The sequence below is a fragment of the Nocardioides antri genome, assembly GCF_008373765.1.
GTDB classification, from domain to species: Bacteria; Actinomycetota; Actinomycetes; order Propionibacteriales; family Nocardioidaceae; genus Nocardioides; species Nocardioides antri.
The window spans coordinates 1-25,863 of sequence record NZ_VUJW01000001.1 but is presented as its reverse complement, the minus strand read 5'-3'; the positions used below and the strand labels follow the sequence as shown (position 1 = coordinate 25,863).

Here is a 25,863-nt window from a genome sequence, read left to right as displayed (position 1 = left end):
CGCCCCGTCCGGCCGCTACCTGCCCCGGGGCGGCACCACCTTGCCGCGCTTCAGCGCGGTCCAGACGCGTGGCGTGACCACGCTCTTGCCCTTCAGCCCGAGGTGCTTGCGGTAGCGCACGACGGCGCGGCTCGTGGCGTCACCGAACGAGCCGTCGACCCGGAGGGGCCGGGCTCTCACCGCGGCGTTGAGGCTCCGCTGCAGCCGTGCGACCGGCTCGCCGCGTGCCCCCTTGCGCAGCACCGGCTGGTGGCCCCGCGCGTGCAGTGAGGTCCAGGTGGATCGGTCGACAGCGCCCGTCGGGCGCAGACCCTGACGGGCCTGGAAGCGGCGCACCGCGCGGACCGTGGCGGCGTCGTACTGTCCGCTCACCTTCGCGGGGTGCACAACCCCCGCCGACGTCAGGCACTGGACCGCTCTGACGACCGGCCCGCGCTCGCCCGCGCGCACCTGTCGCGGTGGCACGCGCCCCGCCAGCGCCTCGCAGCTCGTCGGGCGCGAGGGCCGGCTGGTGGCGCCCAGGGAGACGAAGTTCCAGTCGATGCTCATCTCGATGCCGCCGAACTCGACACTGGTGTCGAGCGCGTACTGGTGGACGCGGCTGGCGCGCATGAACGCTGGGTCGGCGACGTACTCCCCCGGCATGCCACCGACCCGGTCGATCCAGGCGTACCAGACGGCGTCGGGACGTGTGTAGGCCGAGCCCGTCCGGCTCAGCAGGGCGATGCCGGAGTTGACGTGGGAGTACACGCCGGAGCGGTAGCCGCTGCGATGGATCTGCTCGGTCCACGCCTCGAGGAAGGCGAGCGACGACCGGCGGCACCGCTCGTTGCGGGTGTCGAAACCCTCGAGGTCGTAGAAGATCAGCTCGCCGCGCGGGAGGCGCAGGGACCGGGCGGTCGCCGCGGCCCACCGGGCCTGGCGGGCGCCGTCGGCCCGGGCGGCGCCGTAGCGGTCGAGCGGGCCGGGCCTCGAGACGATGCGGTGGTCGAAGCCCGTGCACGAGGCCTGGGGCCCCACCCAGATCGGCAGGAGCTTCCACCCCGCGCGGAGCTGCCGCGTCACCCAGCGTGGGGTGAGGTGGCGCTGCTCGCACGCCCGGTGGATGCCGCCGAGGTAGATCCCGACGCCGGTGAAGGGTGACGCGGTGCGCCAGCGGTCCATCACCCGCTGGCTGGGCGCGCGGCAGGCATCGAACGCGTGACCGGTCCACGCCGACCCGCGCGGTGCCGGCGGCACGGCGGCGACCTGCTTGCGTCGCTGGACGTCGTCCCGGCCGGTCACCGCACCGCGGTTGGCGGCGCCGGCGTCCGACGGCGCGTCGGTGGGCCACTGCCCCACCACCGTCACGGCGAGCAGGAAGAGGACGAGTGGGAGGACGGCCAGGACGGCTGGCGGCAGCGTGACGCGACGGTCGAGGTGCATGGGCGGTCGATCATGAGGTGGCACGGGCGCGCGCAGCGTACGCCACGATGTGAGCGCGCGCCTCATCGGCAGAGCTCGCTGTCGGTTCCCCCGCAGTCGGTGTCTGCCGCCTCGAACAGGTCGCGTCAGCACTCCGACGAGTGTCGCTCTCCGGAGCACGGACCGCAATGGCCGGTCAGCTCACGGTGACCGGGACCGTGAACACGGGGTTCTCGAACCTGCTCAGGCGGAGGCTGACCTGGATCTCCCAGGTGCCGGTGCTGGGGAGGATCGCCGATGCCTCGTAGGTCGCCGGACCGGTACGGGTGATCGGGAGGCTGCCGAGGTCGTGGCTGTCGGAGCTGAGGCTGACGACCGGGCGGTGCGGGAGCGTCCGGGGTGCGCCGGAGGTGTCCTCGGTCTCGATGCGCACCGTGTTCGGTCCGACGGTGCCGGAGTCCAGCGTGGTGACGATACGAAGGTCTCCGATCGACTGCGCGTGCGAGCTGGCGGCGGGCGCGGAGACCAGGTCGGGGCTCGGGTGCGGAGCCTGGTTGGTCAGGAACCCGGTCACGAGAAGAGCGCCGACCAGGAGCACGCCTTCCACCGCGATCGCCCGGCGGATCGGGTGGGTGCCGGCCCCCGTCTCGTCACGCCGCTCCGGGTCCTGCACGCGCGGCAGGAGAACGAACCTGTTGGCTGCGGCGACGAGGATCGCGACGACCACGATGGCGATCTTGGTCAGCAGCAGGATGCCGTAGGAGGTGTGGAACAGCAGGTCCCAGGAGGCGAGGATGCGCCACGAGAGCACGCTGCCCATCACCGTGAGCACCAGCAGGCTGGCAGCAGCGGCGGTCGAGAAGCGGGACAGGACCTGGGCTCCCAGATGCCCGTGACCAGCGAGCCGCGGTAGGGCGATGACGAGTCCGACCAGCCCGCCGAGCCAGACGGCTCCGGCCGCGAGGTGCGCGACGTCGGTCAGGACCAACAGCATCTCCGGGCCGAAGGAGCGGGTGTGCCCGACCAGCGCGGGGCCGGTGAGGGCGGCAGTGACGCCGATGAGCGCGACGCCGTACCACCGACGGCCGGGCCGGGCACCGCCGCCGCCCCTGCTGGCAGCCATTGCGAGGAAGAGCCCGCCTGTGACCAGGAACGCCACGAGCCACTCGGCAGCCACCGGGCCCGGATCCGAGAGCGCGGTCGTGGAGAAGATCGCTGCCACGCCGGCTCCGCGCTCGATCGCAGCCGACAGCGGCACCAGCAGCAGGCTCGCGACGGACGCGAGGACCGACATGACGAGGCCGACCTTCGCCACGCGTCGTCGCACGGCGGCCGGCGCGGAGCGGGGAAGCAGTCCGAGGAAGACGACCAGCCCCGCGGCGAGGAGCAGCGCGACGTACTGACCGCCTTGGGTGACGCTGTGCAGCCGTTGTGCGTCGGCGGAGGGGTCGGCGCTCGCCGGTGCGGGCGCGACCGTGTCACTGCGGCTGCCGATCGAGAACGTGAACGATCCCGAGAGCGGGTGCCCGTCGGCGGACACGACGCGCCAGCTGACGACGAAGCTGCCCTCTCCGAGCTCCGCCGGCGTCTCCACGACGATCTCGGAACCCTCGCCCTCCGCGGCCACGGGGAAGTCCTCACCGGCGGCGTCGTAGAGCCGGATCCCGTCGGCAAGGAGGCGCACCGGCCCGTTGAAGGTCAGCCGTACGTCGTCGGGCGCCTCGGCCAGCACCGCGCCGTCGTCGGGACTGGTGTCGACCAGTGCTGCATGGGCGGAAGCCGGTCCGGCGAACATCACGACCGAGGCCAGAGCCGCGACCACCCCGGCGATGAGCCGGGCGACCCACTGCCACGAGGGCCCGTTGTCGCCGGAGGTCATGGTCTGCGCCGCGCGCGGGTCAGTGCCGCGCCACCGACCAGCAGTCCGAGGACGCCGGCGCCGACTCCGAGTGCGGCCATCGTGTCGACGCCCTCGGATGCCGGGCCGGCGACGGTGTCTGCCGGGGCAGCCCCGGCGTCACCTTCGGTGACGGTGACGGTGGGCGCGGGATGGTCGAGCTCGTCGGCGCTCTGGCCCTCGGCAGGAGACTCGACCCACCCGGTGGCGCCTCTCACGCACGTCTGCACCGTGGGGAAGGTCAGGGTGCCGACCTGGTCGGGAAGCTGCAGCGAGAGATCGAACGCGTCCCGCTGTCCGTCGGGCAACGGGTCCTTCGCGGTGTAGACGACGCTGCCCATGCGCTCGGTGACGGTGTTGCCGTGGGCGTCGGTGGTCGGCTCGTCCAGGGGGACCGTCGTGGTCCTCACGTCCCAGAAGGGGTTGCGGGTCGGGGTCACGGAGAGGACCTCTTCGGGCAGCTGGATCTCGACCTCGGTCGTGGCCGAGCCGTCGCAGCCGTGCGAGACGCTCACCGTCAGCACGGAGTAGGCACCGGCGGTGGTCGTCGACGGGGTGATGGAGACGTGCGCGGCGGCCGGCGCGACCAGGGTCAGGCCGAAGGTGGCGGCGGCTGCCATCGGGGTGAGAATGCGGGTCAGGTTCCGGGGGGTCATGGCGATTTCTCTCGATCAGGGCGTGGGGGCGCGAGGGGGGTCAGACGTTCTCAAGCGGGAGGGCGAAGAGGGGAACGGTGGTGGGCTGGATGGATCCGCCTTCCGGCTCGACGGTCACGGCGAGCCGGCCGTCACTCGGGATGGGCACGAAGCCCTCGCCGTCCTCGAGGACGCCGAGTGATCGCGCTTCGTCGGCGATGACCCACGCCTGGTAGGTGCGGCCGGCCGGGAGCGGCGGCATGTCGGCCTGGACAGCCACCAGGCCCAGCTTCGGGGAGAGCGCGATCCGGAACTCCCCGTCCTCCAGCGCAACGCCGCGGACTCGTGCATCGGGTGCCTCGAAGACCGCCTCGGCGGTCACCGGCGAGGGGTTCTCGTGCTGCTGGCCGAGGGCGTACGAGGAGCCGCCGATGGCCAGAACGGCCGCTGCTGCCACCAGCAGTCGGGTCGACCGGCTCGGGCTCCACTGCTGCGGGCGGCCGAGCGTCGTACGTCCCTGCGCCAGCCGTCCGGACGCCCCCAGCACGCGCGGCTTCAGGTCGGAGGGAGGGTCGGTGGCGACGGTCTGGGAGAGCTCTGCCGCGGTCTCGCGCAGGCCGGCGACCTCGAGGCGGCAGCTGGCGCACTCGGCCAGGTGCGCCTCGAACCGTCGTCGCTCGAGGGGCTTCACTGCGTCCAGGACATAGGCACCAGAGAGCGCGTGCCCGTCGTCGCCGGGCACGACGCCCGGTGCCCGACGGGCCGGGTGCCATTTCGGTGGACGCACGAGGACCTCCGTTCCTGGCAATGGTCGGTGTTGAGATGACAGGTGGAGTTCGCGACGACGCGCCTCTCGGATTGGTCCTTCGCGCAGGTTGCTCGTCGGGCACGCGGGAGACGTGACCAATCCGATGGACGCGGCGACTTCGAAGCACCAGCACCCCATCGGAGTCCGATCACCGGGCATCCCTCTGAGAGGCGCGACATGGCCGACGCACACCGCACCGGGCTCGACCGAGCTGGTCTCGCCGTCTGTCTCCTGGCAGGTGTCGCCGTGGCGACCACGCTGGGCGTCGTCGGCGCCCAGCAGGGACAACCGCGCCTCCTGCCTGTCTGGTGGTTCACGAGCATGCAGTCGATGAAGGCGTGGCTCAGCTCCGCGGTGCTGCTGATGATCGTCGCCCAGGTGCTGACGGCCAGCTGGATGTACGGCCGGCTACCCCTGGTCCGACGCGCCCCAGCCTGGGTGGGCCCGATCCACCGCGTGAACGGTGTGCTGGCATTCCTCCTCAGCCTGCCCGTCGCGTACTACTGCGTGTACGCCTTCGGGTTCGACACCCTCACTCCGCGCACCACCCTTCACTCCGTCGCCGGTTGCGTCTTCTACGGCGCCTTCGCCAGCAAGATGATCGGCCTGCGGATGGCTCGGCTGCCTGGCTGGTTGATCCCGGTCCTCGGCGGCACGTTGTTCACCGCGTTCGTCGTCGCTTGGTACCTCAGCTCCTGGTGGTGGTTCCAGCTCGTCGGGTACGGCCGGTGACCGGGTTCCCGAACCCGACCGATCCCCACCGATCCCGACCAATCCCTTTGTGCGGCGGCTCCGAATCCCTGGACATGAACCAACGAGCAGCAGGTCTGGCCCTCCTCTTCGGCGCTGCGATCTCCTTCGGAGCCTGCAGCTCGGACGACGCCGGCGCGGACCCCGCATCCCCCAGCGACGGCAAGACGGTGACCACCAAGCTTCTGGCCTTCGAGCCGGAAGAGCTCACCGTCAAGGCCGGTACGACGGTGACCTGGACCGTGAGCGACAGCATCGGCCACACCGTGACCACCGGCACCTTCGAGCTCGGCGGCGACGGGCTGCGCACCTCCGAGAACCCCGACGGCACGATCGACAGCCAGCTCGCGGCCGGTGAGGACGTCTCCTACACGTTCACCGAGCCCGGCACCTACACGTACTACTGCTCCATCCACAAAGGGATGTCGGGCGTAGTCGAAGTCACCAAGTGACAGGCACCAACCACCTCAACTCGCAATGGAGAAGAACATGAAGTCATCCCGAACCGTCCGCGCCGGCATGGCTGCGTTGGCCGTGGCCACCCTGGTCAGCCTGTCCGCATGCACCGGCTCCGCCGACTCCGAGGAGCCGAGCGGTCAGTCTCAGTCGCAGAGCTCGGAGCCGGCCGACGAGCCCACCGCGTCCGACACCAGCACCACCACCTCCGGGCAGGCTGCGACAGTCACGCCGGCAGCAGAGCTCCGGGCCGGACTGACCGACCTGCTGGTCCAGCACGTCTACCTGGCCGGCATCGCCCTGAAGACCGCCGTCGACGAGGGCGGGAACCTCGAGGCTCCCTCGGTGAAGGCCGCGGTCGCCACCCTGGACAAGAACTCGGTGGCGCTTTCCGAGGCCGTCGGGTCGGTCTACCCCGACGCCGAGGCTCCGTTCCTGGAGTCCTGGCGCCAGCACATCGGCTTCTTCGTCAACTACACCCTGGGCAAGGCCACCGGGGACAAGGCGATGGTGACGAAGGCCGAGAACGACCTCGACGGCTACCGCACCTCCTTCGGACAGATCATCAACTCCGTGGTCCCCGAGCTGCCTGCTGACGCGGTCGCGGAGGAGCTCAAGCCTCACGTGAACACCGTGTTCGACGCGATCGACTCCCTGGTGGCCGGCGACGGCAAGGTCTTCGCCAAGCTGGCGATCGCCGCCTCGCACATGCCGCACACCGCAGAGACCCTGGCCGGCGGCATCGTCCAGAACCAGGGACTGGAAGGCACCGTCGACAGCGACGCAGCGACCCTGCGGAGCGGTCTGACCTACCTGCTGGACGAGCACGTCTACCTGGCCGGGATCGCCCTTGCGCAGGCCGTCAGCAAGGGTGGGGACCTCGAAGAGCCCTCCGTCCAGGCCGCAGTCGCCGCACTGGACGACAACTCGGTGGCCCTGTCCAAGGCTGTCGGAGCCGCCTACCCCGACGCCGAGGCTCCGTTCCTGGAGTCCTGGCGCCAGCACATCGGCTTCTTCGTCAACTACACCCTGGGCAAGGCAACCGGTGACAAGGCGATGGTGACGAAGGCCGAGAACGACCTCGACGGCTACCGCACCTCCTTCGGGCAGATCATCAACTCCGTCGTGCCCGAGCTGCCTGCCGATGCGGTTGCGGACGAGCTGAAGCCGCACGTCAAGAGCGTGTTCGTCACCATCGACTCGCTCGTCGCCGGCGACGGCAAGGTCTTCGCCAAGCTCTACGACGCGGCCCACCACATGTCGATGACCGCCGCCACGCTGGCCGGAGGCATCGCCGAGAACAAGTCGCTCAACTGACCGACCCACCTGTCGGCTCCCCATCGTGCCGGGGAGCCGGCAGGTGTCTGCACCCAACCGTTTCCAGGCACGAGGGCTCTCGCAACGAGGAGAAGAAGATGAAGTCGTACCGCCGTTTTGCGGGAGTTGTCTCGGTGGCCCTGGTGGGGGCTCTCGCCCTCACCGGATGCTCCGACTCCGACGCCGATGACAAGAACGAGTCCGGCCAGGCTGCGACGGCGACGCCGGCAGCAGACCTTCGGGCCGGGCTGACCGACCTGCTGGTGCAGCACGTCTACCTGGCCGGCATCGCCCTGAAGACCGCCGTCGACGAGGGCGGGAACCTCGAGGCACCCACGGTGAAGGCCGCCGTCACCACCCTGGACAAGAACTCGGTCGCGCTGTCCAAGGCGGTCGGGTCGGCGTATCCCGAGGCCGAGAAGCCCTTCCTGGAGTCGTGGCGCCAGCACATCGGCTTCTTCGTCAACTACACCCTCGGCAAGGCCACCGGGGACCAGGCCATGGTCGCCAAGGCGACCAAGGATCTGAACAAGTACCGCACCTCCTTCGGGCAGCTCATCAACTCCGTGGTCCCCGAGCTTCCCGCTGACGCCGTGGCCGACGAGCTCAAGCCCCACGTCAACACCGTCTACGCCGCGATCGACTCCCTGGTGGCCGGCGACGGCAAGGTCTTCGCCAAGCTGGCCGTCGCGGCCTCACACATGCCGCACACCGCGGAGATCCTGGCCGGCGGCATCGCCGAGAACAAGGGACTGGAAGGCGCCGCCGACAGCGACGCCGCCGAGCTGCGCGCCGGCATGACCTACCTGCTCGACGAGCACGTCTACCTGGCCGGGATCGCCCTGGCCCAGGCCGTCAGCAAGGGTGGAGACCTCGAAGAGCCCTCCGTCCAGGCCGCAGTCGCCGCCCTCGACGACAACTCCGTCGCCCTGTCGAAGGCTGTCGGATCCGCCTACCCGGAGGCCAGGAAGCCGTTCCTCGAGTCCTGGCGCCAGCACATCGGCTTCTTCGTCAACTACACCCTGGGCAAGGCGACCGGAGACGAAGCCATGGTCGCCAAGGCGACCAAGGATCTCAACAAGTACCGCACCTCCTTCGGACAGATCATCAACTCCGTGGTCCCCGAGCTGCCTGCCGATGCCGTCGCGGACGAGCTGAAGCCGCACGTCAAGAGCGTGTTCGTCACCATCGACTCGCTCGTCGCCGGTGACGGCAAGGTCTTCGCCAGGCTCTACGCCGCCGCCCACCACATGTCGATGACCGCCGCCACCCTGGCCGGAGGCATCGCGCAGAACAAGTCTCTGCAGTAGGAGCCACCAGAGTCACTGCCCGGCTCGCGGCGTTCGCCGCGGGCCGGGCAGTCTGTGCGTGAGGATGGGCCAGCGGGCGCGCGGTCCGGTCACGTGGAGGTGTCATGAGTTCCGCCGACGAGATGCTCGACATCGTCGACGAGCACGACGCTGTCGTCGGACAGGCGCGGCGCGCCGACGCCTACGCGCGAGGGCTGCGGCACCGATGTGTGTTCATCGAGGTCAAGGACCCGCAGGGTCGCGTCTTCGTCCATCGGCGCACCGCCACCAAGCTGGTGTTCCCCTCCCTCTACGACATGTTCGTCGGCGGGGTCGTGGGGGCGGGCGAGGCCTACGACGACGCTGCGCTCCGGGAGGCCGAGGAGGAGCTCGGCGTCTCCGGGCTGCCGAGACCAGTCCTCCTCTTCAGGTTCCTCTTCGACGACGGCGGCGTACGACGCTGGTGGTCGGCGGTCTACGAGGTGCGGTGCGACGTGCCGGTGCGCCCCCAGGCGGAGGAGGTCGCCTGGAGCGCGTTCCTGCCGGAGGACGAGCTGCAGCGGCGGCTGGACGAATGGCCCTGGGTGCCCGACGGGCTCGAGGCGTACTCGCGGCTGCGGCGGCTCCGTGAGACCGATCGCGGAGGCCGTCGGCAATCCGATGGGCCGTCCGGAGCGAACACCTAGGGAGAGGGGACACAGTCCGCCTAGGGGCTCCCCGGGGAAGGCGGGTCGACATGGACACCACCAGGCTCGGCCCCGTCCTCCCCGTGAACGAGAAGTTCCTGCGTGACGCCTTCGGCGCGCCGCTGCGCGACGGGTCCTGCGTCCTCGACGCCGACCAGCAGGTCGGCTACGTCCGGCTCGAGTTCGGCACCCGCCGTGGCCCGGACTCGCTGTACTGGGACGGCTGGTTCAGCGTGACGTCGACGCGGGACGCACATCCGCTGAGCGGGAAGGTCATGCGCGGCAGCATGGTCCACCTGATCGGGCGCGCATCGTGAGCCGGCATGCCTGTTCCGCTCATCGACGCCGACAGGTCGTCCTCCTTCGGGCCGGCTACGCAGAACACCACGTAGGTACCGATGTGGGTAGTTCTGCGGTCGCGGACGGACGGTGCCGAGTCTTCACTGGTAGCAGTGCAGGCCCCCGACATCTCGGACACCAGGAAGGCAAGAAGTCATGACCACCACCATTGACGCGGCGACGGCCAACCTGTTGCGCTCGCGGCTGCTCGACCTGGCCCGCCGGCAGGACGAGCTGGCGGCCTACGAGGCCGCCGCGACGCCGTACTGGAAGCCCCAGGCACCCGCGGTCCACGGCCGCCGCACGGCGGCCGACGTCCTGCGCGCCGAGGCCGACCGTCTGCTCGACGCGAGCTGAGGGAGGCAGTGATGACATCGGTGCACCCGCAGAACGAGAAGTACCTGCGCGACGCGTTCGGGTCCCCGCTGCGCGACGGCTCCTGCGTCCTCGACGCAGACCGCCAGGTCGGCTACGTCCGCCTCGAGTTCGGCACCCGCCGCGGTCCCGACTCCCTCTACTGGGACGGCTGGTTCAGCGTGACGTCGACGAGGGACGCGCACCCGCTTGCGGGCAAGGTCATGCACGGCAGCATGGTGAACCTGATCGGACGGGCGTCATGAACTGGCACGCGGCCACGGTCCCCGCCGACCGCCTCGTCCCGCTGCTGGACAGGATCCGGAACGCCGGCGGCACCATCGCCGGCTCCCGGCCCGACGTCGACGGTGTGCACGTGACCTGGACCGACGGCTCGTGCGTCGACGCCCCCACCACCGGCCGCCCCGCGGGCGGTCGATGAGCCCGCCGAGCTAGTCGCGGGTCCGGTCGTCGTGATCGTGGTGCAGCCCCTGCTCCATGACCCAGGCCGCGATCTGGGTGCGCGACCGGAATCCCAGCTTCGTGAGGATGTGCTCCACATGACCCTCGGCCGTGCGATCTGAGATGACCAGCTGGCTGGCGATCTCCCGGTTCGTGAGTCCTTTGGCCACGAGACCCGCGATCTCCTGCTCGCGCCGGGTCAACGGTGTCGACGCGTCCACAGGACGCGGTCGACGGCCCGACCTGGCGCTGAACCGGTCCGGATCGAGCGCGTACTCCGTCGCACGCTCCGGGGTGAGCTGGGCTCCGCGCTCGAAGGCCGCCGCGTAGGCCTGCTTCCCGAGGGTGTGGCGTACGACGTCCTCGCACTGCGCGTGGGCATGCGCCAGGTGGAGGTATCCCGACATCGGCGCGTCGAAGGTCCGCCAGATGGCGTCGGCCGCGCCCAGCAGGCCGGCCGCGAGCTCCGCCTCCTGCTCGTCCGCCGCGACCCACGCCAACCCCTCGATGCCGAGTGCGACACCTCGATCGTCCCCGAAGGACGAGTTGATGCTGATGCACTCCCTCAGGAGCTTCCTGGCCTGTCCGTGGTCGGCCTGCCGCCACGCTTCCAGGCCCCGCCCCCAGAGCGTGTACGCCTTCTCCCAGACCTCGCCGTGGTCGTTGCAGACCTGGAGGCACTCCTCGTAGTACGCCGCTGCGCGATCGTGACGACCCTCCATCGACTCGGCCATGGCCAGCCTGCGCAGCGTCATGACGATGCCGGTCGGCTCGCCCGTCGCCCGGAACGCCTCGAGAGCCTGCTCGTACGACGCTCTCGCCTCGGCGTTCCGACCCTCGCTGGTGGCGATTCCGCCGGAGAACAGCGCGAGGTAGCCGTCCAGCGACCGGTCGCCGAGGTCGGCGGCTTCGGTCGCGCTCCGCTGCAACAGCTCGGCCGCCGTGGACAGGTCGTTCTGGAGCGAGGCCAGCCAACCCGCCGTGCAGAGTGCTCGCGCATGGCTCGGCCCCGCCTCCTGCGGGGCACCGTCGAGCAGGCGACCGAGCCAGGTGCGGCCCTCGGCGAACGCGCCGATCGCGGTCCAGAACTTCCACAGCGAGCTGGCGAGGTCGAGCCCGGGGACGACCTGCTCCGGGTCGGTCGCACAGAACTCGAGCGCCGCCCGCAGGTTTCCCTGCTCCAGCCTCAGCCGGTCGAGGACCTCGCGCGCGCTCGGCCCGAAAACGGGGTCGTCGGCGATGCTCGCGAAGTACCGACGGTGTCGCTCGCGGGTGGATCGCTCCTCGCCCGACGCCGCGTGACGGGTGCCGCCGTACTCGCGCAACGTGTCCAGCATCAGGTAGCGAGCCGATGCCCCATGGTCCTCCCGGTTGAGGATCGACTTGTCCACCAGGCTGGCGACGACGTCGAGCACCGCTTCTCGTGGGAGCTCGTCGCCCGAGCAGATCGCCTCCGCGGCGGCCAGGTCGAAACCCCCGGCGAAGACCGAGGCCCGCTGCCACAAGCGTCGTTCCTCGGGCGTGCAGAGGTCGAAGCTCCAGTCGACCACGGACCGAAGCGTCTGCTGGCGGGGCTCGGCGCTCCGGCTCCCGGTGAGCAGGCGGAAGCGGTCGTCGAGTCGCTCGACGATCTGGGCCAGCGACAGTGCCCGCAGTCGGGCTGATGCCAGCTCGATGGCCAGCGGGATGCCGTCGAGGCGGGCGCAGAGAGCCGCGACCTCGCCGCGGTTGTCCCGGGTGAGCTCGAAGCCCGGCACCACGGCCCGAGCCCGCTCCGTGAAGAGGCTGACCGCGTCGCGCCCGGGCACGTCGAGCTCCGGCTGGTCGAGGTCCTCGGCCTTCGGGACGCTGAACGGCGCAAGGTTGAAGATGAACTCCCCCGCAACGCCCAGGGCCTGCCGGCTCGTCGCCAGCACCCGCACCTCCGGGCACGTCCGCAGCAGGTGCGTCGCCAGGGCCGAGGACTCGTCGAGGACGTGCTCGCAGTTGTCCAGGACCAGGAGCAGCCGGCGGTCCTCCAGCTGTGCCGCGAGGGAGGCGACGGGATCCGCCGACCCCAGCTCTTGGACATCGAGGCTGGCCGCGACCGCATGGCTCACCATCCCCGACGCGGTCAGTGCGTCGAGCCCCACCATCCAGACACCGTCGGGGAAGACGCGGCGAAGATCTGCGGCCAGGCGGAGCGCCAGCCGGGTCTTGCCCACCCCGCCCGGACCGGTGACCGTCACCAGCCTGGCGGTGGTGAGCAGCTGCCTCAGCTCCGTCAGCTCCCGGCGCCGACCCACGAAGCTCGTCACCTCGACCGGCAGGTTGTCCTTCCGTCGAGCCAGGGTCTCCGAGGCCAACGCACCCATGAGGTCATCGTCGCACTGCCCGGCCGGATGCCGCCACGAGCGAAGTGCGGCGGCGACGGGCGACGTGATGGGAGGCTGAGCCCGTGCCGATCGACTACACCATCACCCGCCTGTCGGTGACTCCTGTCAAGGGACTGGCGCTCCACCATCCTGATGCGATCGACCTCACGATGCACGGTGCCGCTGGCGATCGGCTCTTCTACCTCGTCGACGACACCGGGACGCTTCAGAGCTGCACGCGCAATCCTGGGCTGTACGGCCTGAGTGCTGCGTACGACAGGGAGAGTCGACGACTAGTCGTCTCTCGCGGAGATGAGGTCCTGGCCGAAGGGGCGGCTGAGCCGGCCGCGACCGTCGATACCGACATGTGGGGACTCCGCACCCTCGTGGGCGACCTCGTCGCGGACCCCGCCTGGAGCACTTTCTTCTCCGACATGGTGAGCCGGCGGGTCCACCTCGTCCAGGCCCGCGGATCCGCCTTCGACGTCCAGCCGGCGACCTTGCTCGGGACGGGTTCGGTCGAGGAGCTGGCGCGGCACGCGGGCGTCCCGCGCATCGACTCGCGTCGCTTCCGCATGTTGATCGAGTTCGCGGGCGGGACCCCCCACGTCGAGGACTCCTGGGACGGGAAGCGGCTCCAGATCGGCGACGCAAACCTGCGCGCCGGTGGTCCGGTGAAGCGGTGTGCCGCCACTACGCGGCATCCCGATTCCGGGACCGTGGACCTCCAGACGCTCCGTCTGATCACGGCCTACCGAGGCCGTCAGAAGTCCGAGCTCGGGACTGGCGCGAACTTCGGCATCTACGGCGCGGTCCTCGAGCCCGGGAAGATCTCGGTCGGAGACAGCCTGAGAGTCTGCACGGACGCCTGAGCCTGGTTCGCACCCCGCGCACGGAGGAGGGGTTGACCGCGGGTCCGCGGGGTACCACTCGACTCTCGTCGAGAAGTGGCGGTGCAGCCCCTGGCGTCGCACGCCCACTCTCCGAAGGACCCCCCGTGAAGCCGATCTCCGAGCAGACCGATGACGCTCTCGTGCCGACGCTGGCGGAGGCCGGCCACCATGCGTGAGCGGGGCGGGGACCGGTTGGCCGGGCTCGTCGTGGACGGGCTTGCGTCGTACCGCCTGGCGAAGCTCGTCCGGGACGACCGGATCACCGAGCCCGCCCGGGAGGCCGTGCAGAAGCGGACCGGGCCACCCGAGGAGTCGAGCCTGGCGTACCTGATGACGTGCCCGTGGTGCCTGTCGATCTACTTCGGCGCCGCGTTGACGGCGGGGCGGCTGCTCTGGCCCAGGGCCACGAACGCCGTGGCTCGCACGTTCGCCGTGTCTGCGCTGACCGGTCTCACGACCCAGCACCTGGACCAGGACTGAGGAGCAACCGCCGATGAGAGCGATGGTCTACCGCGGCCCGTACCGCGTCCGCGTCGAGGAGAAGGCACCCCCCAGGATCGAGCATCCGAACGACGCGATCGTGCGGGTAACGCTCGCGGCCATCTGCGGCTCGGACCTGCACCTCTACCACGGGATGATGCCGGACACCCGGGTCGGCACGACGTTCGGTCACGAGTTCATCGGCGTGGTCGACGAGGTCGGTCCCTCGGTGCAGACGCTGCAGCCGGGTGACCGGGTGATGGTGCCGTTCAACGTGTTCTGCGGGACCTGCTGGTTCTGCGCTCGTGGTCTCTACTCCAATTGTCACAACGTCAACCCGAACGCGACGGCGGTCGGCGCGATCTACGGCTACTCCCACACGACCGGCGGGTACGACGGCGGGCAGGCGGAGTACGTCCGGGTGCCGTTCGCCGACGTAGGCCCGACGAAGATCCCGGACTGGATGGACTCCGAGGACGCGCTGATGTGCACCGACGCCCTGCCGACCGGGTACTTCGGAGCCCAGCTGGGTGACATCACCGAGGGCGATGTCGTCGTGGTCTTCGGCGCCGGCCCGGTCGGTCTGTACGCCGCGAAGTCGGCCTGGCTGATGGGCGCCGGACGGGTCATCGTCGTCGACCACCTGGACTACCGGCTGGACCTCGCAGCGACATTCGCACACGCCGAGACCTTGAACTTCGGGCAGGTGGGCGACGTCGTCGTCGAGCTCAAGAAGCTGACCGACCACCTCGGCGCCGACGTCGTGATCGACGCGGTCGGGGCGGAGGCCGACGGCAACCTGCTCCAGCACCTGACCAGCGCAAAGCTGAAGCTCCAGGGGGGATCACCGATCGCGCTGAACTGGGCGATCGACGCGGTCCGCAAGGGCGGGACGGTGTCGGTCATGGGCGCCTACGGCCCGATGTTCAGCGCGGTGAAGTTCGGGGACGCCTTCAACAAGGGCCTGACGATCCGCGCGAACCAGTGTCCGGTCAAGCGCCAGTGGCCGCGGCTCTTCGAGCACATCCGCAACGGCTACCTGAAACCGAGCGAGATCATCACCCATCGCATCCCCCTCGACCACATCGCCGAGGGCTACCACATCTTCTCCGCCAAGCTCGACGGCTGCGTCAAGCCGGTCGTCGTACCGCCGGCCGCCTGAGGAGGGCTCGTGTCCACCGTCCCGTACGTCAACGGAAGCAGGAGCGGCATCCCGTCCGCGGACGAGCTGCGGTCGCGCATCCCGGGTTGGGGTGCCGACCTCGACCCGGCCGACCGGCCCTCCGTGCCGCGCGAGATCGACGGCACGATCCCGGAGGGCACATCAGGTGACCTGCCGGAGGAGCAGACCGAGCACGAGCCCCGCGAACGCTCGATCGAGCACGCCCGGCTGACCCCCGTCTTCGGGACGTCGTGCCCACCGAGAGGCGTCTCGGGCGCGATCCGGAAGCTCGCGTACGCGCGCTACAGCGAGGCCCGCGCCGCGCACTGGCTGCTGCTCCTGGCCGCGGACCGCGTCGAGAGCAAGGCCCACGCGTTGCGGTCGCTCGCGACCCGGCGACCGGACAACCCGGTCACGGAGACCGGCGTCCTGTCCGAGGCGCGCCACCACGGCCTGTCCTCGCGCGTCGGTCACAACCGGGTGGACGTCGTCCACCACCCGCTCGACCCGGTCATCGTCGGCGCACCCTGGGTGCTCGGCGCCTGGGCGACGCTGCGGGTCCTGCGCCGCTTGCGTTAGCGCGGTTCGAAATGCCCGAGATCGGTATGACGGTTCGCGGTCCGGGAACCATCTCGACAACCCAAGGAGGTCGCCTTGAAGTTCATCCTCTTCGTCGTACTGATCCTCGTCGCGCTGTTCGTCCTGTGGAAGTTCGTGCTTCCCGCCATGCGCAACCGTTGAGCGGGGTGGTCGGTCCTCATCGCTGGGGATCGGCCCGGTCTTCATCAGTCGCGGCCGAACGCGTCCCTCCCCGCACGGACGCGGAAGGGCTCGAGCACGGCCCGTTGTCCCTCCGCCCGGTCGATGAGGTCATCGAAGTCCACGCCCGGCAGGCGGGAACCAAGTGACCCGAGGTCCCGCAGCGTCGTCCACAGCTGCTTCTTGGCGTCGATGCCCATCGCCAGGAACTCCAGCTCTTCGAACCGGCTGAGCGGCGAGTAGGACCTGACCCGTCCATTGAGCTTCAGCCGCCCGCACCGCTCCGCCACCACCGCGAGACCGGTCTTCACCGGGTTTGTCCTCGTCCCCAGCTCGCGCATGATCGACTCGAACGTATCGACGTCCTCGGCGATGCCCTCGGCGACACGTCCGAGGGCGTCACCCAGCGGTGTCCCACGGTTGCGACGGTGTGCCCTCCGCGCCAGCTCGCGCCACAGCACGCCCAACGCGAGCTGGTCCCTGAGGTAGATGCCGAGATAGGGGCTCACGACATCCCGGCTCACCATCGGGTGAGAACTCGTGCCGCTGCGCGACGCAGTTGGTCGGCACGACGCCGGACCCGCCGCGAGCGAGCTTCTTGGTACCGGACCAGCTCCTCAGCCGTCGGTCTGCGGCCAACAAGTCGGATGAACTGGTGCACCAGGGCCGGGTCGGCCTGAGGTGGGGGTTGAACGTGCTGAGCCATGACGACTCTCCTGGAGATCGCGCACCGAGATCGGGCGCTGGGTGCCACGCCGAGGCTGGACGTGTCCCAGGGGCAAGTACCCGGCCGCGTCGACCGCAGTCCATCCCGTTCGGACCACCGGACCCGTCAACCGAAGGTCGCCCGCAATGACTGACGGGCTGAGTATCGGGGCGTCCAGCCGAGCTCTTCCTTCGCCTTGGTCGTGTCCATGATCGCGGGGTGGCTCAGGGCCTCGACCCATTGGCCCGCCGACGGCAGCGGCAGCTTCGACAGGGTCCGGGCCGCAGCCGAGACCGGTCGCCGGGGAACGGGGAGCGCACGCAGTCCGAGCTCCCGCGCGACGTCGACGAGACTCAGGACGTCGTCGGCGGCGATGTTGTATGCCCCTGCCGGGCCCGCCCCGAGGATGCAGAGGTGCACTGCCGAGGCGACGTCGTCCTGGTGGATGAGCTGGACCGGCAGGTCGGGGACCAACGTCGGAACCCCGGGCAGGCGGCGCGCCCCCTTGAGGACGGTGCCGGCGACCTCCCTCACGAGCCGCGGAAGCTGGACCTTCGCGCCGACGGCGTCCGGACCGAGGACGATCGGGGGCCTCAGCAGGTAGAGCTCGGTATCAGGATGGGCGGCGGCCGCGTCCTCGAGCAGGTGCTCGAGCTCGGCCTTCTCCTGGGCGTAGAAGAGCCGATCTGCGGGTCGGGTCGGCCAGTCCTCCGGGATGCCGACCGGATTGTCGCGATGGAAGCCGTACGCCGCGATCGACGAGGCATACACGAAACGTCGCGCGCCTGCCTGGGCTGCCGCCCGGTAGGCGTTGAGCGTTCCTTCGACGTTGATCGCACGAGTCGTCTCCCTGCCGCCGCTGATGATCAGGAAGGCGAGGTGGACCACGACGTCGACGCCGTCGAAGGCCTCCCTGAGGGCTTCGGGATCGCGCACGTCTCCGCGCCGGTAGTCCATCTTCTTCCACCCGCGTTCCTGCGGGTCGAAGGGCCGTCGTGCGATGCCGATGACCCGGGAGACCCGGTCGTCCTGCTCGAGCGCTGGCGCCAGTGCCAGGCCGAATGTGCCCGTGGGACCGGTCACTGCCACGCGAAGGTCGTGTTCAGCCGCCATCCGTTCACCGTAGATGCCGGTGGGCCACGAGGGCATAGTGGCTCCGACCTACTCCTTCGAGGCCGCTGTGAACGTGACTCCGACCGTGCTGACCTTCGGGCATGGCACCGCTGACCAGTCCCACCTCACGGCGCTGCTCGAGGCAGCGAAGGTCGGGCTGGTCGTCGACGTACGCAGGTTCCCCGGAAGCCGTCGTCAACCGCACGTCGCCACGGACGAGCTGGCGCGGTGGCTGCCTGACCGCGGCATCAGGTACCGGTGGGAGCCGCGGCTGGGTGGTCGACGGCGACTTGCACCGACTCAGGCCGGAAGCGATCCGTGGTGGAGGGTCGAGGCGTTTCGCGCGTACGCCGCCCACACCCGCACCGAGGAGTTCCAGGCAGCGATCGTCGAGCTCATGCAGGAAGTCCCCGCCGACTCTGAGGAACGAGTCGCTGTGATGTGCAGCGAGAGCTTGTGGTGGCGCTGCCACCGCAGGCTGGTCGCTGACGTGCTGGTGCTGCTCCACCGGGTGGCGGTGGCGCATCTCGGCCACGACGGCAGCCTCACCACACACGTTCCGGCGGCCGGTGCCCGCGTCACCACTGATGGCTTGTACTACGACCGTTAGTGGGCTCTTTCGTGTCATGGCTGAACCGCAACGGGGTAACGACCGAGTGATGGGACCCGAATCAGCGCACGGTGGCGATCCTGCGCCGGGAAGAGATGGCCGATGAACGACGAACTGCTCGATCACGCACGCCGGCTGGCACAGACCCTGTCCCCCGGGGACCTCGAGGAGACCCTGAGCCGGATCACCGCGGCGGCCGTCGAGGTGCTGCCCGACGTCACGATGGCAAGCATCACGATCCGGCACAGGGACAACCGGCTGGAGACCTTCTCGCCGACCCACGACGTGCTTTGCGAGGTCGATGCGAAGCAGTACGACCTTCAGCAGGGTCCTTGCTACGAGACCGCAACCGATGAGGCCTACGTCGTCTCGTCGGACCTCGAGGCCGACCCGCGATGGCCCGACTACACGCGAGTGGCGCTCGACGCGGGCATCCGGGCCCAAGCCGGGATCGCGCTCTTCGACGCCCCGCGTTTCCAGGGTGCATTGGACCTCTATTCCCACCACGTGGGTGCGTTCGACGACCTCGGCCCGCTCGGTGCGTTGTTCTCCCACCAGGCCGCCGTCGCCATCAGCTATGCCCAGGAGATCTCCGACCTCCGTCAGGCGGTGGCCACCCGCCAGCGGATCGGCACTGCGGTCGGTGTGGTGATGGAGCGTTACGACCTCAGCGAGGAGCGCGCGTTCGCGTTCCTCGCCCGCCTCTCCCAGGACCGCAACGTCAAGCTGCGCGAGATCGCCAACGAGTTCACCGCCACTACCGACGCACCAGATTCCGAGGGCAGGCGTTGAGCGAGTCGAACACCGACACCGAGGATTCACAGCTCCGCATGGAGCCGATCCCGCCCACCAGGGATGCCGTCGGGCAGCTCGACCCCATCGGCGAGGACGACATGCTCGGCACGTTCCTTGCGCGGGCCGCCCGTGTCCGACAGCTGGTCCCCGCCTGCATCGGACTCAGCATCACGCTCCTCGACGAAGACCTGACCTTCACCCTGGTCGCGACCGATCACACGGTGGCGGTCCTGAACGCCGTGCAGTATCTCGACGGTGGCCCCTGCGCCAACATCGTCGACGACCAAGCCGCGCGTCAGTACACGCTCGACGAGCTCGCCGAGCGTCGCTGGCAGTTGTTCGCCGACGCCAGCGCCGCTGCTGGCGTGGCCAGCACCCTCACCCTGCCCATGCTCGACATGAGGGGACGGGTCACCAGCAGCGTGAATCTCTACGGCGCTGCGCCCCACTGCTTCGACGGCCAGCATGTCGCCCTCGCTGAGATCTTCGCCGCCTGGGCGCCCGGGGCGGTCACGAACGCCGACCTCTCCTTCCACACCCGGCACCGTGCCGCCAACGCCCCCGAGAAGCTGCGCGCGCAGCACCGCGTGAACATCGCCGCCGGGATGATCGCCGAGCGCGACGCCATCAGCATCGACGAGGCAACCCGGACGCTGCACGAGTCTGCGCGTCGGGCGGGCGTCGACCTCAGTGACCTCGCCGAGGCGGTGGTGCTCGCGCACCAGCGCCGACAGGCATGAACCGCCGGCGCCTCTGCTTGGCCACCGTGGGCCCGAAAGTGGCGGGTCTCGTCGTTTCCGACTAGATTCCGAGCGCGCCATGACCTCTAGACCCGGGGTCGTCCGGCGCCTGGTCCAGAAGGGTCGGCTCGACGATGAACGACGTCGATGAAGAACTGACACGCCTAGCCATCCGGGCCTCGCTCGAACGGCACGGGTACTACTTCGAGACGATCGATCGCAACGACTCCGCTCGCGCCGAGCACCTCGGCCGCCTGGGTCGGGCGGCGGCCGAGGAGATCGGGGCCGAGGTGACCATGGCTGCAAGTCCGCGACGCGGCGGCGGCGTCCAGGTCTGCCTGGCGCTGGTCAGGACGCCGCTCACCCCGGAGCCGGCGTAGCCGCCGACTAAAGCCCTGCCGACGATCCCTCACTGGCCGGGCACGAGCGTCGGCCGCCCGAGCCGGACCTTGTGTACGCCGTCGGAGAAGTGCACGAGCGGCGGGTCGGACAGGCCGGAAAGGCCGACTGCATCGGTGAGATTCTCCTCGGCCAGATCCAGGCTGGCCGCTCGGAGCGGCCAGGGCTCGTGTTCCACGGGCGTGACGAGGAGTCGGCCGAGGTGCTTGGTGTAGGCGCGCCATCGGCCGCTCAGCCAGACCTCGAGGCCCGACGGCTCGTGAATGGACGCTCCTGGTCGTGTCTGGAGTCGGTAGGACTGGCTGGCGCCGACCCGGGAGCCGGCGTAGGTGATGGTGTCGCCTTGGCGTTGCACCGTCAGGCGGGCGTAGTGGTAGGGCGCGCCGACGGCGCCCCTGAGGACGGCAGCGAGAACTGGGTTGCCGATGTCGAGGCTGAGGAACCACACCCCGTCGCGGCCGTCCGGTCCGCGCACGTAGGTCCTGAGGTTGGTCTCCGCGGTGCTGGAGAGGTCCCGCATACGCGACACCTTTCGAGGCCCGGGGACGCTTGAGGACCCGAACGACAGATCGGGGACGGCCAGCGGACGCATCTTCGCCATCACGAAAGGGGTCCACCCGACCCACGCCGTACCGTCGAACTCATCGATCCTCAGCCCGGCGGGAAGGAGGCGCTGGACACGGTCCGGGGGCACCGGCCAATGAACCAACGTCATGTCCAGCCAGGATGCGCGCAGCACCGGGACCGACACATGCTGCTCTGCGGTGATGGAGACCATCGGGCAATGCCTCTTCCTATCGCCATCGCGGCCAAAGCGTCCTTGCAGCCGCCTGGTACCAGAGCTGGTCGCATCCGGATGTACCGCGAGCAGAGGACGCTATCGGGCGGCCGTACTCAGGGACGGTCGGTGAGACCAACCACGTCACATGACCTCCATCCTGTCGGCCGGTGGAGAGCGCCGAGGGCACGGTCGACGGCAGGGAGGTAGCCACATCGCGCTTGGCCATTCAGGGGCCCCGTCTGTAGATCTCGCTCCGTAAACGGACCAGGTAGCCGCGACCAGAGATCAGCCGGGCCCTACTCCTTGACCCGCCCGGTCTCGTAGGCCCACATCGCGACCTCGACGCGGTTGCGGGCGCCGAGCTTGTTCATCAGCGCAGCGACGTGGGTCTTCACCGTGCTCAGGGTGATGTGCAGCTCCTCGGCGATCTCGGCGTTGGTGCGGCCGCGGGCGACGGTGAGCAGCACCTCCTCCTCGCGGTCGGTGAGCGGCTCGATCGGCTGGGCCGGCGGGGTGGCGCGCTCCAGGCCGGCCAGCGTGGTGAGCAAGCGGCGGGTGATGGTGGGCGAGATGAGCGCGTCGCCGTTCGCGGCCGCGTGGATCGACTGGACCAGCAGCTCGGGCCCGGCGTCCTTGAGGAGGAAGCCTCTGGCGCCGGCCTTGAGAGCTCCGTGGACGTACTCGTCGAGATCGAAGGTCGTGATGACCACGATGGCCAGGGGGTCCTCCACCCCTGGGCCCGCGAGCTGGCGGGTGGCTTCGACACCGTCGATGCCGGGCATCCGGATGTCGAAGAGGCAGACGTCGGGACGCAGCTCGCGTGCCACGGCCACCGCCTCGTGACCGTCCGTTGCCTCGCCGACGACCTCGATCCCGGGCTGCGCGTTGAGGATCATGGTGAGCCCGGTGCGGACCAGGAGCTGGTCGTCGGCGACCACCACCCGGATGGTCGCCCGATCACTCACTGCGGCACCTCCCGCGGGAGAGTGGCCTCGACGGTCCAGCCGCCGACCGGGTCCGGCCCGGCCTTAAAGGCGCCGCCGAGCAGCTTGGCTCGTTCTGCCATGCCGAGCAGGCCGTAGCCCACGGTGGTCGCAGGGCGGGCTGCTTCTCCGTCGTCGTGCACACGCAACCGTACGACGCCGACGTCGCCGGTGACCCCCACGGTGACCGCAGTGGCGTTCAGCGAATGCCGGATCGCGTTGGTGACCGACTCCTGACAGATCCGGTAGACCGCCACCTCCACCGGTTGCGGCAGGCCAGCGAGGTCGCCGCCGTGGTGCACCTGCACCACCGGGCTCATCCGGGTCAGCTCGTCCAGATCGGTGATGCCCCGCTGCGGCGCGTAGTCGGCCGCCTCGCCGTCGCGGAGCACCCGGACCATCGTGCGCATCTCGGACAAGGTCCGCGACGCCTCCGCCTCGATCACTGCCAGCGCCTCGACCGCCGAAGCCGGGTCGGTGGCTGCCACCGCCCGCCCCGCCTGGGCCTGGATCGCGATGGCCGACACGTGGTGCGCGACGGTGTCGTGCAGCTCGCGGGCGAGCTCACCGCGCTCGAGCGTCCGGACCTGCTGCACCTCGCGCTGGCGCGCAACCGCGCGGTAGCGCATCGCGGCTCCGAGCGCGAACACCGCGACCAGCAGGGTGGTGCCGCCGATCACGTCCCCGAGGGTCGCGGTGGTCGCGAGACCCAGGCCTGCCGGAACGGCGACGATCGCGGTCCCGACCAGCGCCTCGCGTCCAGAAGCCCAGCGGTACAACGCGTAGGGCAGCAACAGGATGCCGGCCATGGAGTACAGCCCCACGTCGACGACGTCCTCGACGAAGGCCGGGATGTGCAGCACCATCGCGCCGCCGAAGCCAACCGCAGTCACCAGCAACGGATGGGTACGCCGCCAGAGCAGGACCGGGATCACCAGGAGCGCGACCACGGTGGCCAAGGGACGCCACGCCACGTCCGGGCGGAAGATCGCCTCCGCCACGGCCGTGACCAGCAGAGCGCCGACCAACGCCCAGTCCCACCACACCCGCGCCGGCGGGTCCGGGGCACGGGGCTCGGCAAGTACCGAGCGGATGAAGGCGGCTACCACCACGCCAGCCTAGGGAGCGGCCAGCCCCGTCGCACGGGGCACAAGGACGAGCCGCTCGTCGTACTTTCGGCCGAGGCGCCGGTCCCTCCTTGGCCCGATGTGGATCGTTCGCCGCCGCGACAGCGTGGAGACATGTCCAATTTCCTGTACCGGCTCGGCCGGTCTGCTGCCACCCGACCCTGGGTCGCCATCAGCGCCTGGGTCGTCCTCGCGCTCGTCGTCATCGCATCGTCGGTCGCCTTCGGGCGCGAGCTGGACGAGAGCTTCGAGGCACCCGGCCTTGATTCCCACCGGGCGGCGGAGCTGCTCGCCGAGACCGAGGCCGACGAGGGCGGGATCACCGCCCACGTCGTGCTTGAAGACCAGGACGCTGCGGCGCAGCTGGCGCCGGTGGAGGCCGCTCTCGCAGACCTCCCCAACGTGCTGAGTACGACGAGCAGCGTCTCGCCGGACGGCGCCATCGCACTCGTGCGCGTGCAGTACCCCGCGATCGAGCACCTCGATGCCTCGGACCTGGACAACCTCAAGGACGCCGTCGCCGACCTACGTGACGAGTCGTCGCTGACGCTGGAGACCGGAGGCGATCTGTTCTTCGCGTTCGAGGAAGCACCCACCGGGCTCGGGGAGGTCGCGGGGATCGTCGTCGCGATGATCGTCCTGCTGATCGCCTTCGGCTCCTTCGTCGCGATGGGGCTGCCGATCGGGATGGCGCTGTTCGGTCTGGTCATCGGCGTCACCTCGATGAAGCTGGTGACGTACCTGATCGACATCCCGGCGTGGGCGCCGCAGCTTGCGGCCATGGTCGGGCTCGGCGTCGGCATCGACTACGCGCTCTTCCTGGTCACCCGGCACCGCGAGCACCTGGCCCTGGGGATGCCGGTCGCCGAAGCGGCCGGCCGAGCCCTGGCAACAGCAGGACAGGCGGTGATCTTCGCCGGCGGCACGGTCGTCGTGGCGATCCTCGGGTTGCTCGTCGCAGGGATCCCGTTCGTGACCGGTGGTGGGGTCGCCATCTCCGCGATGGTGCTCGTGATGGTGCTCGCTTCGGTCACCTTGCTGCCGGCACTTCTCGGACTGGCGGGGCACCGGATCAACGGACGCCGGCGCACGCCGCACCGGCCGGGCACCGGCTGGTACCGATGGGGCGCTCACGTGACCCGCAACGCGACGGCGTACCTCGTCGGCGGAGCGGTCCTCATGCTGGCCCTGGCCGCACCAGTTCTCGCGCTCAACCTGGGCTTCCCGGACGACGGGACCAAGCCCGAGTCGAGGACCGAACGCCGGGCCTACGACCTGGTCGCTGACGGGTTCGGCCCCGGGGCCAACGGGCCGCTGGTGATCGCGGTCGACATCTCCCAGGACGGGTCCGTCGTGGCGCCGCTGGCCGAGGCGATCGCAGCCGACCCGGGCATCAACTCGGTCGGCGAACCGACCCTTGACCTCGCAGCGGGGGTGGCGACTCTGGTGGCGCAGCCGACCACGTCGCCCCAAGACGTTGCCACCCAGGAGACCGTCGCGAGGCTCCGCAGCGAGGTCTTCCCGACGGTGCTCGACGGCACCGCGGCGACCGCCCATGTCGGCGGTCAGACGGCCACCTTCACCGACCTCGGTGACCGGGTGCAGGAGCGGATGCCACGCTTCGTGGTGGCCGTGCTGCTGCTGTCGTTCCTCTTGCTCACGGTGCTGTTCCGGTCGGTTCTGGTGCCGCTGAAGGCGGTCGTGCTGAACCTGCTGAGCGTCGGCGCGGCGTACGGCGTACTCGTCATGGTCTTCCAGTGGGGCTGGGCGGCCGGCCTGATCGGCGTGGAGTCGACGGTGCCGATCGTGTCGTTCATCCCGCTGTTCATGTTCGCGATCCTGTTCGGTCTCTCCATGGACTACGAGGTGTTCCTGCTGTCGCGGGTGCGCGAGGAGTACCGCGGCCACGGCGACAACACCCGCGCGGTGATCGCGGGGATCGCCGGCACCGGGCGCACCATCACCGCGGCCGCGCTGATCATGGTGGCGGTCTTCTCGGGCTTCGTCCTGGGCAGTGACCCGGTGGTGAAGATGATGGGAGTGGGACTGGCCACGGCGATCTTCCTCGACGCGACCGTCGTACGCCTGGTGCTCGTCCCGGCCACCATGAAGCTTCTGGGCGACGCGAACTGGTGGCTGCCAGGGTGGCTGGATCGGCTGCTGCCGGAGCTGGACTCCGTGCTGGTGGAGAAGCCGGTGGAGGTCACTACCGGAGCGGCATCCGACGGCGCCTGATCGCCGGACCCAAGTCGCCATCGCCGGGCCCCTGGGACAGCCCTCGCTCACCCTGGCGCGGGATTTCTGAGTCCCCAACCGCGACACAAGCCGGAACGGTTCAAATGGCAAGTGGCCCGTGACCTGCGTTTCCGCAGGTCANNCTGGGTTATGAGCCCAGCGAGCTACCGAGCTGCTCCACCCCGCGTCGGTGAACCCAACGTTACGGCATGGGGCGGAGGCACTCCAAATCGAAACAGCGCGATCCGGGTCACTCCCCGGTCTCCTCCTCGGACGGCTCGTCCGTCCGCTCCCCCTCCGGCGCAGCCTCCTGGTCGCGCTGGTCCGCG

At 69.9% G+C, this 25,863-nt stretch carries 28 protein-coding genes; 18 read left to right on the top strand and 10 right to left on the bottom strand.

What is annotated here, in order from left to right; translation table 11 throughout:
• Positions 1-15: 15 nt before the first annotated feature.
• The 4 genes from F0U47_RS00140 to F0U47_RS00125 all read right to left on the bottom strand — a co-directional run bounded on the left by F0U47_RS00140 (position 16) and on the right by F0U47_RS00125 (position 4,723).
• Complete coding sequence (locus F0U47_RS00140; RefSeq protein ID WP_188111100.1) at positions 16-1,425, bottom strand: glycoside hydrolase domain-containing protein; 1,410 nt, start codon at positions 1,423-1,425, stop codon at positions 16-18.
• Positions 1,426-1,600: 175 nt separating this feature from the next.
• A complete protein-coding gene (locus F0U47_RS00135; protein WP_149748294.1) occupies positions 1,601-3,283 on the bottom strand; it encodes a copper resistance CopC/CopD family protein in 1,683 nt (560 codons plus the stop codon).
• The gene (locus F0U47_RS00130; protein WP_149748293.1) at positions 3,280-3,957 is read right to left on the bottom strand and encodes a YcnI family copper-binding membrane protein; all 678 of its coding nucleotides are present in this window, start codon (positions 3,955-3,957) and stop codon (positions 3,280-3,282) included. The genes F0U47_RS00135 and F0U47_RS00130 overlap by 4 nt, the downstream gene beginning before the upstream one ends.
• A gap of 40 nt (positions 3,958-3,997) precedes the next feature.
• Positions 3,998-4,723: an anti-sigma factor gene (locus tag F0U47_RS00125; RefSeq protein WP_188111099.1), complete on the bottom strand. Its 726-nt coding sequence runs from the start codon at positions 4,721-4,723 to the stop codon at positions 3,998-4,000.
• A 198-nt stretch (positions 4,724-4,921) separates the two neighbouring features.
• On the opposite strand from F0U47_RS00125, the gene F0U47_RS00120 reads away from it, so the two are divergent.
• The 9 genes from F0U47_RS00120 to F0U47_RS00080 all read left to right on the top strand — a co-directional run bounded on the left by F0U47_RS00120 (position 4,922) and on the right by F0U47_RS00080 (position 10,377).
• Positions 4,922-5,476 (top strand): DUF6529 family protein, encoded by a 555-nt coding sequence (locus F0U47_RS00120; RefSeq protein WP_149748291.1) that lies wholly within the window; start codon positions 4,922-4,924, stop codon positions 5,474-5,476.
• A gap of 74 nt (positions 5,477-5,550) precedes the next feature.
• On the top strand, positions 5,551-5,946 hold the full coding sequence (locus tag F0U47_RS00115; protein WP_149748290.1) for a cupredoxin domain-containing protein: 396 nt from the start codon (positions 5,551-5,553) through the stop codon (positions 5,944-5,946).
• Positions 5,947-5,983: 37 nt separating this feature from the next.
• Positions 5,984-7,267 carry a hypothetical protein gene (locus tag F0U47_RS20925; protein ID WP_188111098.1) on the top strand — a complete coding sequence of 428 codons (1,284 nt, stop codon included), beginning with the start codon at positions 5,984-5,986 and terminating at the stop codon, positions 7,265-7,267.
• Between the two features lie 98 nt (positions 7,268-7,365).
• On the top strand, positions 7,366-8,577 hold the full coding sequence (locus tag F0U47_RS00105; protein ID WP_149748289.1) for a hypothetical protein: 1,212 nt from the start codon (positions 7,366-7,368) through the stop codon (positions 8,575-8,577).
• A gap of 104 nt (positions 8,578-8,681) precedes the next feature.
• Positions 8,682-9,242: an NUDIX hydrolase gene (locus tag F0U47_RS00100; protein ID WP_149748288.1), complete on the top strand. Its 561-nt coding sequence runs from the start codon at positions 8,682-8,684 to the stop codon at positions 9,240-9,242.
• A 50-nt stretch (positions 9,243-9,292) separates the two neighbouring features.
• Complete coding sequence (locus tag F0U47_RS00095) at positions 9,293-9,559, top strand: hypothetical protein (protein ID WP_149748287.1); 267 nt, start codon at positions 9,293-9,295, stop codon at positions 9,557-9,559.
• Between the two features lie 178 nt (positions 9,560-9,737).
• The gene (locus tag F0U47_RS00090) at positions 9,738-9,938 is read left to right on the top strand and encodes a hypothetical protein (RefSeq protein WP_149748286.1); all 201 of its coding nucleotides are present in this window, start codon (positions 9,738-9,740) and stop codon (positions 9,936-9,938) included.
• Between the two features lie 11 nt (positions 9,939-9,949).
• Positions 9,950-10,201: a hypothetical protein gene (locus F0U47_RS00085; RefSeq protein ID WP_149748285.1), complete on the top strand. Its 252-nt coding sequence runs from the start codon at positions 9,950-9,952 to the stop codon at positions 10,199-10,201.
• On the top strand, positions 10,198-10,377 hold the full coding sequence (locus F0U47_RS00080; protein ID WP_149748284.1) for a hypothetical protein: 180 nt from the start codon (positions 10,198-10,200) through the stop codon (positions 10,375-10,377). The genes F0U47_RS00085 and F0U47_RS00080 overlap by 4 nt, the downstream gene beginning before the upstream one ends.
• Before the next feature lie 10 nt (positions 10,378-10,387).
• Here the strand turns inward: F0U47_RS00080 and F0U47_RS00075 are convergent, their stop codons facing one another.
• A complete protein-coding gene (locus F0U47_RS00075; protein WP_149748283.1) occupies positions 10,388-12,751 on the bottom strand; it encodes an ATP-binding protein in 2,364 nt (787 codons plus the stop codon).
• A gap of 83 nt (positions 12,752-12,834) precedes the next feature.
• Between F0U47_RS00075 and F0U47_RS00070 the strand changes: the two genes are divergently transcribed.
• From F0U47_RS00070 to F0U47_RS00055, 4 genes are all read left to right on the top strand, one after another.
• A complete protein-coding gene (locus tag F0U47_RS00070; RefSeq protein WP_149748282.1) occupies positions 12,835-13,623 on the top strand; it encodes an MOSC domain-containing protein in 789 nt (262 codons plus the stop codon).
• 189 nt (positions 13,624-13,812) lie between these two features.
• Entirely contained in the window at positions 13,813-14,124 is a 312-nt protein-coding gene (locus tag F0U47_RS00065; RefSeq protein WP_188111097.1) for a DUF1360 domain-containing protein, read from the top strand.
• Between the two features lie 13 nt (positions 14,125-14,137).
• Positions 14,138-15,286 carry a zinc-dependent alcohol dehydrogenase gene (locus F0U47_RS00060; protein WP_149748280.1) on the top strand — a complete coding sequence of 383 codons (1,149 nt, stop codon included), beginning with the start codon at positions 14,138-14,140 and terminating at the stop codon, positions 15,284-15,286.
• A 9-nt stretch (positions 15,287-15,295) separates the two neighbouring features.
• Positions 15,296-15,865 carry a hypothetical protein gene (locus F0U47_RS00055; protein ID WP_188111096.1) on the top strand — a complete coding sequence of 190 codons (570 nt, stop codon included), beginning with the start codon at positions 15,296-15,298 and terminating at the stop codon, positions 15,863-15,865.
• Between the two features lie 206 nt (positions 15,866-16,071).
• Here F0U47_RS00055 and F0U47_RS00050 read toward each other — a convergent pair whose 3' ends face one another.
• Together F0U47_RS00050 and F0U47_RS00045 are read right to left on the bottom strand one after the other, a co-directional pair.
• On the bottom strand, positions 16,072-16,554 hold the full coding sequence (locus F0U47_RS00050) for a hypothetical protein (RefSeq protein WP_149748279.1): 483 nt from the start codon (positions 16,552-16,554) through the stop codon (positions 16,072-16,074).
• Between the two features lie 323 nt (positions 16,555-16,877).
• Complete coding sequence (locus tag F0U47_RS00045; RefSeq protein ID WP_149748278.1) at positions 16,878-17,864, bottom strand: NAD-dependent epimerase/dehydratase family protein; 987 nt, start codon at positions 17,862-17,864, stop codon at positions 16,878-16,880.
• Between the two features lie 37 nt (positions 17,865-17,901).
• Between F0U47_RS00045 and F0U47_RS00040 the strand changes: the two genes are divergently transcribed.
• The 4 genes from F0U47_RS00040 to F0U47_RS00025 all read left to right on the top strand — a co-directional run bounded on the left by F0U47_RS00040 (position 17,902) and on the right by F0U47_RS00025 (position 20,389).
• Positions 17,902-18,474: a DUF488 domain-containing protein gene (locus F0U47_RS00040; RefSeq protein WP_246159339.1), complete on the top strand. Its 573-nt coding sequence runs from the start codon at positions 17,902-17,904 to the stop codon at positions 18,472-18,474.
• A gap of 102 nt (positions 18,475-18,576) precedes the next feature.
• Positions 18,577-19,266, top strand: a complete 690-nt coding sequence (locus F0U47_RS00035; RefSeq protein WP_149748276.1) for a GAF and ANTAR domain-containing protein — start codon at positions 18,577-18,579, stop codon at positions 19,264-19,266.
• Entirely contained in the window at positions 19,263-20,009 is a 747-nt protein-coding gene (locus F0U47_RS00030) for an ANTAR domain-containing protein (RefSeq protein WP_149748275.1), read from the top strand. Before F0U47_RS00035 ends, F0U47_RS00030 begins: the two co-directional genes overlap by 4 nt.
• A gap of 134 nt (positions 20,010-20,143) precedes the next feature.
• Entirely contained in the window at positions 20,144-20,389 is a 246-nt protein-coding gene (locus F0U47_RS00025) for a hypothetical protein (RefSeq protein WP_149748274.1), read from the top strand.
• 29 nt (positions 20,390-20,418) lie between these two features.
• Here F0U47_RS00025 and F0U47_RS00020 read toward each other — a convergent pair whose 3' ends face one another.
• The 3 genes from F0U47_RS00020 to F0U47_RS00010 all read right to left on the bottom strand — a co-directional run bounded on the left by F0U47_RS00020 (position 20,419) and on the right by F0U47_RS00010 (position 23,281).
• Positions 20,419-21,186 carry a YqjF family protein gene (locus F0U47_RS00020; protein WP_149748273.1) on the bottom strand — a complete coding sequence of 256 codons (768 nt, stop codon included), beginning with the start codon at positions 21,184-21,186 and terminating at the stop codon, positions 20,419-20,421.
• A 299-nt stretch (positions 21,187-21,485) separates the two neighbouring features.
• On the bottom strand, positions 21,486-22,154 hold the full coding sequence (locus tag F0U47_RS00015; RefSeq protein WP_149748272.1) for a response regulator: 669 nt from the start codon (positions 22,152-22,154) through the stop codon (positions 21,486-21,488).
• Positions 22,151-23,281 (bottom strand): sensor histidine kinase, encoded by a 1,131-nt coding sequence (locus F0U47_RS00010; RefSeq protein WP_149748271.1) that lies wholly within the window; start codon positions 23,279-23,281, stop codon positions 22,151-22,153. The genes F0U47_RS00015 and F0U47_RS00010 overlap by 4 nt, the downstream gene beginning before the upstream one ends.
• 132 nt (positions 23,282-23,413) lie before the next feature.
• On the opposite strand from F0U47_RS00010, the gene F0U47_RS00005 reads away from it, so the two are divergent.
• Entirely contained in the window at positions 23,414-25,534 is a 2,121-nt protein-coding gene (locus tag F0U47_RS00005) for an MMPL family transporter (protein WP_149748270.1), read from the top strand.
• Positions 25,535-25,863: the final 329 nt, after the last annotated feature.